This window comes from Nocardiopsis chromatogenes YIM 90109 (genome assembly GCF_000341185.1).
Lineage (GTDB): Bacteria > Actinomycetota > Actinomycetes > Streptosporangiales > Streptosporangiaceae > Nocardiopsis_A > Nocardiopsis_A chromatogenes.
Map to the genome: position 1 here is coordinate 1 of NZ_ANBH01000118.1, position 4,009 is coordinate 4,009.

Annotated in this window: 3 protein-coding genes and 1 pseudogene (1 of these 4 cut by a window edge); all 4 read right to left on the bottom strand. The window is 72.4% G+C overall.

Annotation, left to right across the window (positions count from 1 at the left end):
• Positions 1-180: pseudogene (locus tag D476_RS33040) on the bottom strand (hypothetical protein); the annotation flags it as partial.
• Positions 170-1,591, bottom strand: coding sequence for a DUF6782 family putative metallopeptidase (locus D476_RS35620; RefSeq protein WP_017624203.1), 1,422 nt, complete (start codon positions 1,589-1,591; stop codon positions 170-172). The gene D476_RS35620 and the pseudogene D476_RS33040, both read right to left, overlap by 11 nt.
• Positions 1,592-1,856: 265 nt before the next feature.
• Positions 1,857-2,621 carry a LytR/AlgR family response regulator transcription factor gene (locus D476_RS0112050; protein WP_017624204.1) on the bottom strand — a complete coding sequence of 255 codons (765 nt, stop codon included), beginning with the start codon at positions 2,619-2,621 and terminating at the stop codon, positions 1,857-1,859.
• A 3-nt stretch (positions 2,622-2,624) separates the two neighbouring features.
• Positions 2,625-4,009 carry the 3' end of a sodium:solute symporter family transporter gene (locus D476_RS38485; RefSeq protein ID WP_017624205.1) on the bottom strand. 1,591 nt of this gene lie beyond the right edge of the window, so 1,385 of the gene's 2,976 nt are visible here — the last part of the coding sequence; the start codon falls outside the window, past its right edge; the stop codon is at positions 2,625-2,627.

Here is a 4,009-nt window from a genome sequence, read left to right on the forward strand (position 1 = left end):
AGCCTCGGAGACGTCGGGCGGGGGCGAGGCCGAGGCGTCGGGGCTGGGCACGGCGGGAGCTCCTTCGTCGGCGGTGGGGTCGGGGGTGCAGGCGGCGAGCAGCACCGCAGTGAGCAGGACGAGAATCAGGGGCGGCCCGGACCGGTGTCCGCCGGGTCGCCGGGCGGGTTCATCCACCATTGACCGAATCCCAGAAGTTTCCGTAGTAGTCCCGGTACGGGGTCCCGTCGACCGAGTTGATCATGCTACCGATCTCCTGCGCGAGGTCGTCTCGGGCCGCGGCGGCGGCGATCGTCTCCGCGGCGGCGCCCGACGCCCCGTTGTCCTCGTAGTACCCCAGCCAATGCAGGTACCGGTCGTTGTAGTACTCCTCCCTGGGGTTGAGCGGGATGTCGTGCCCTTGGGAGCGCAGCTCCTCCGCGGCCTGGAACTCGCTGATCTGTGAGTCCGCCTCGTTTTCGAGCTGGTTCTGCACGTAGTCGTCGCGGCTGTAGCCGACGGGCGGATAGTTCTCGTTCCCGTGCTCCCTGCGCGCGTGCGCGGCCTCGTGCACCAGGGTGAGCACCGAATCGGGCCGGTCGAGGAAGTTCCGCCCGATCGTGATGGTGTCGGTGGACGGGTCGTACTGGGCGGTCCCCTCCATCCTCGGGTCGGTGGAGAACTCGATCTCCGTTCCGTTCCTGTTCAGCGATCCGTTGAGCTCCCTGCCGATGGGGATCTCCAGCATCTGCTCAACCGCGCGGGCCCCGTGCACCTCCAGCGCGGCCTGGTCGGCCTCGCGGCGGTCCCGCTCCGCTTGGTCCTGAAGGTCGATGTCGTCCGGGTTCTCCCGTGCGGCGGCCTCGCTGTCCTGCGCGACCTGTTCGGCCAGTTCGGCGTTGCGCTCGGCGGAGGAGACGTCTCCCCGCCGCGCCGCCTCGGCGGCGTCGGCCCGGTAGTCGCCCGCGGGCCGGTCCGGTGTGGGCTTGCGGTCCGGGAGCAGGCGGAGCGGCCCCAGCCCGAAGATGCTGGACGCCCCCAGCATGAGGCCGCGCCCCACCGCCCTGGTCTCGTTCCCGTTGGACCAGTCCTCCTGCGGCCCGTCGGTGAACTCGTTCCAGCTCTCCTCCGCGGCTCCCAGAGGGTCGGTGAACAGCATCTCCGCCGATTCGCCGACCCCCGACCAGGTGCCCCGGAACTCCTCGTTGGAGCAGATGTGCACCAGGCAGCCGGTCCCCCGGACGCCGTCCCAGGCATCGGTCACGAGGTCGCTCGTCTCCGACGCCGCGCCCTGCCCCAGGTCGCAGGCCACCTGGAAGATCCCGCACTCGTAGGACTCCCGAGGGGCCGGGGACACCGGACCGGCCATCGGTGTTCCGGTGCCCTCCGGTTCCGGGCCCTCCGGTTCCGAGGCGCCGTTCCCGCCGCCGGTCTCCCCGCAGTCATCGGACTGCCGCTCGACGCAGTCCACGCCGGTGGAGAACAACCGGCCGACCCGGTCGCCGAGACCGACGATTCCGACGGCGGCGACCAGTGCCGCCACGAGCAGGACGATCGCGGCGTACTCGGTCAGCCCTGCGCCCTTGTCGGGGGCATGGATCCGGCGCAGCACAGGCTTCTCCGGGGGGATCAAGATGGGGCCCCGCAATGCTACCGATGGCGATCATCCCGGCGCTTGGGCCCCGGGGCCCTAAAGGACCCACTCTCCGCACAGTGGCGCCGCCCTGGATCGCGCAAAGCGGCCGGTCGGTCACCCGTGGGTCGACTCCTCCTGGAGGGGTGCGCGATGCGCCGGGACTTGCCGGAGGATCGGGCGTTCACCATCCGTCCCTCGCCGACGCACATCGTCACGTGGGACGGGGCCGGGCCCGGGGCGCTCACAGTCCCAGGATCCGCCGCAGCTCCCGGGCCTGGCGGCGGGACACCTCCACGCGGCTCCTGCGGGGGTCGTCCATCACCAGCATCAGCGTGCCGCGGAAATCGGGGGCCAGCTCGCGCACGTAGTCGAGGTTGACCAGGTAGGAGCGGTGGGCACGGAAGAAGCGGGTGCCGTGCAGCCGCCGCTCCAGCTCGTTCAGGGAGTAGCTGACCAGGACCCGCTCGTCGGCGAACTGGAGGTAGGAGTAGCCGCGCGCGGCCCCCGCGTAGACGATCGAGGACTCGTCGAGCAGCACGGTCCGGTCGCCCTTGGTGACCGGTATCCGGTGCGGGGTCTCGGCGGGGTCGGGCCGGCGCGGTGCCGGGGGCGCGGCCACCGGCTCCTCGGGGCGGCCGGTGGGGGCGCGGTCCAGCGCCCGCTCCAGGGCCCGCCCGAGCCGGTCGGCGTCGAACGGCTTGACCAGGTAGTCCGCGGCGTCCAGGTCGAAGGCCTCGACCGCGTGGTCGGGGAAGGCGGTGGTGAAGATGATCCTGGGGGGATTGGCCCCGCCGCGCAGGTGCCGCGCGATGTCCAGGCCCGTCCCGCCGGGCATGCGGATGTCCATCAGGACCAGGTCGTAGTCGAGCGACCCCAGGAGCAGCAGCGCCTCCTCGGCGTTGGAGGCCTCTCCGACGACTTGAACGTGGTCGAACCTTGACAGCAGGTAGCGGAGATCGGCCCTGGCCGGGGCCTCATCGTCGACGATGAGGCATCGGGCGCGCATAGCTCATCCAAGGGGGGTCTGCAGATCGACGACGGTTCCACCGCCCTCGCTGGACCGGATGTCAAGACGATAGCGTTCGCCGTAGAGCGATGCCAAGCGGCCGGCGATGTTGCTGAGCCCCTGGCCGTCGCCCGGGCGGCGCTCGCCGTTGGAGATCCGCTCCAGGACGTCGGCGGGGATGCCGGCCCCGTCGTCGGCGACCCGGATGGAGGTTGTGCGGGTCAGCGGGTCCACCCGGGCCTTCAGCGTCACCGTCCCGCCCTCCACCTTGTCCGTGAGGCCGTGCTTGATCGCGTTCTCCACCAAGGGCTGGATGATGAGGACCGGCACGCGCGCGGTGAGCACCTGCGGGTCGATGTCGTAGCGCACCTGCACGCGCTCCCCGTAGCGCGCCTGCTCCAGGGAGACGTACGTGCGCACGAAGAAGTACTCCTGGCCGAACTCGGCGAAATGCCCCTCCTGGCGGACCACATAGCGGAAGAAGTCGGAGAGGCGCACCAGGAGCTGGCGGGTCTCCTCCGGGTCGGTGTGCGCCTTGGAGGCGATCGTGTTCAGCGTGTTGAACAGGAAGTGCGGGTTGATCTGGGCCCGCAGCGCGTCGAGCTTGGCGTCCACCGCGAGCTGCTGCCGGCGGTTGAGCTCGGCGAGCTCCAGGTGCAGGGAGAGGATGCCCGCGAGGCCCTCCACCACCCCGCGCGGCGCCAGTGCCCCGTCGCACCGGAAGACCTGCAGTGTCCCCACGGTGCGCCCGCCGTCGGTGAGCGGGGCGATGACCGCGGTCCGCAGGGGGCACTCCGGTGCGGGGCAGTCCAGTGCCCCCCCGCGGCGCACGAGCACGGTCTTGCCCCGGCTCAGTGCGCGTGCGGTCGGCGGGGCCACGGCGTCGCCCGACCGGTGGTGCCCGGCGCCCGGACCGGCGAACGCCAGCACCCGCTCCCGGTCGGTGATGGCGACCGCGGCGCCGCTCAGCAGCGGCTGGAGCAGCTGGGCGGTGCGGCGGGCCCCGTCGGCCGTCAGGCCGGAACGCAGCGGCATGGAGCGGCCCACCGCCGCGATGGTGGTGCCGTGTCGGCCCTGCTGTAGGCGGGCGGGCGCCGACGGCGTCCGGCCCTTGCTGCGCGGGCCGCGCAGCGCCGAGGGGTAGCCGACGACGAGCGCGGTCGTCAGGCCGGCGCCGATCAGCACGGTGGTGCCGGTGCCCAGCGGAGGGGCGGCGAGCACCTGGGTCACCAGGTACATGGCCCCCCACAGCAGGGCGATGACCCCGGCGAGGGGGAGGCTCCCGTTGCTCATCGGCGCCCCCCGTCCCGGTGCTCCCTGCTCCGGCGGCCCAGCCCGGCCACGGTCAGCCGGGCCAGCCGTACGGCGCGGCGGGCGGGCGCCCCGCC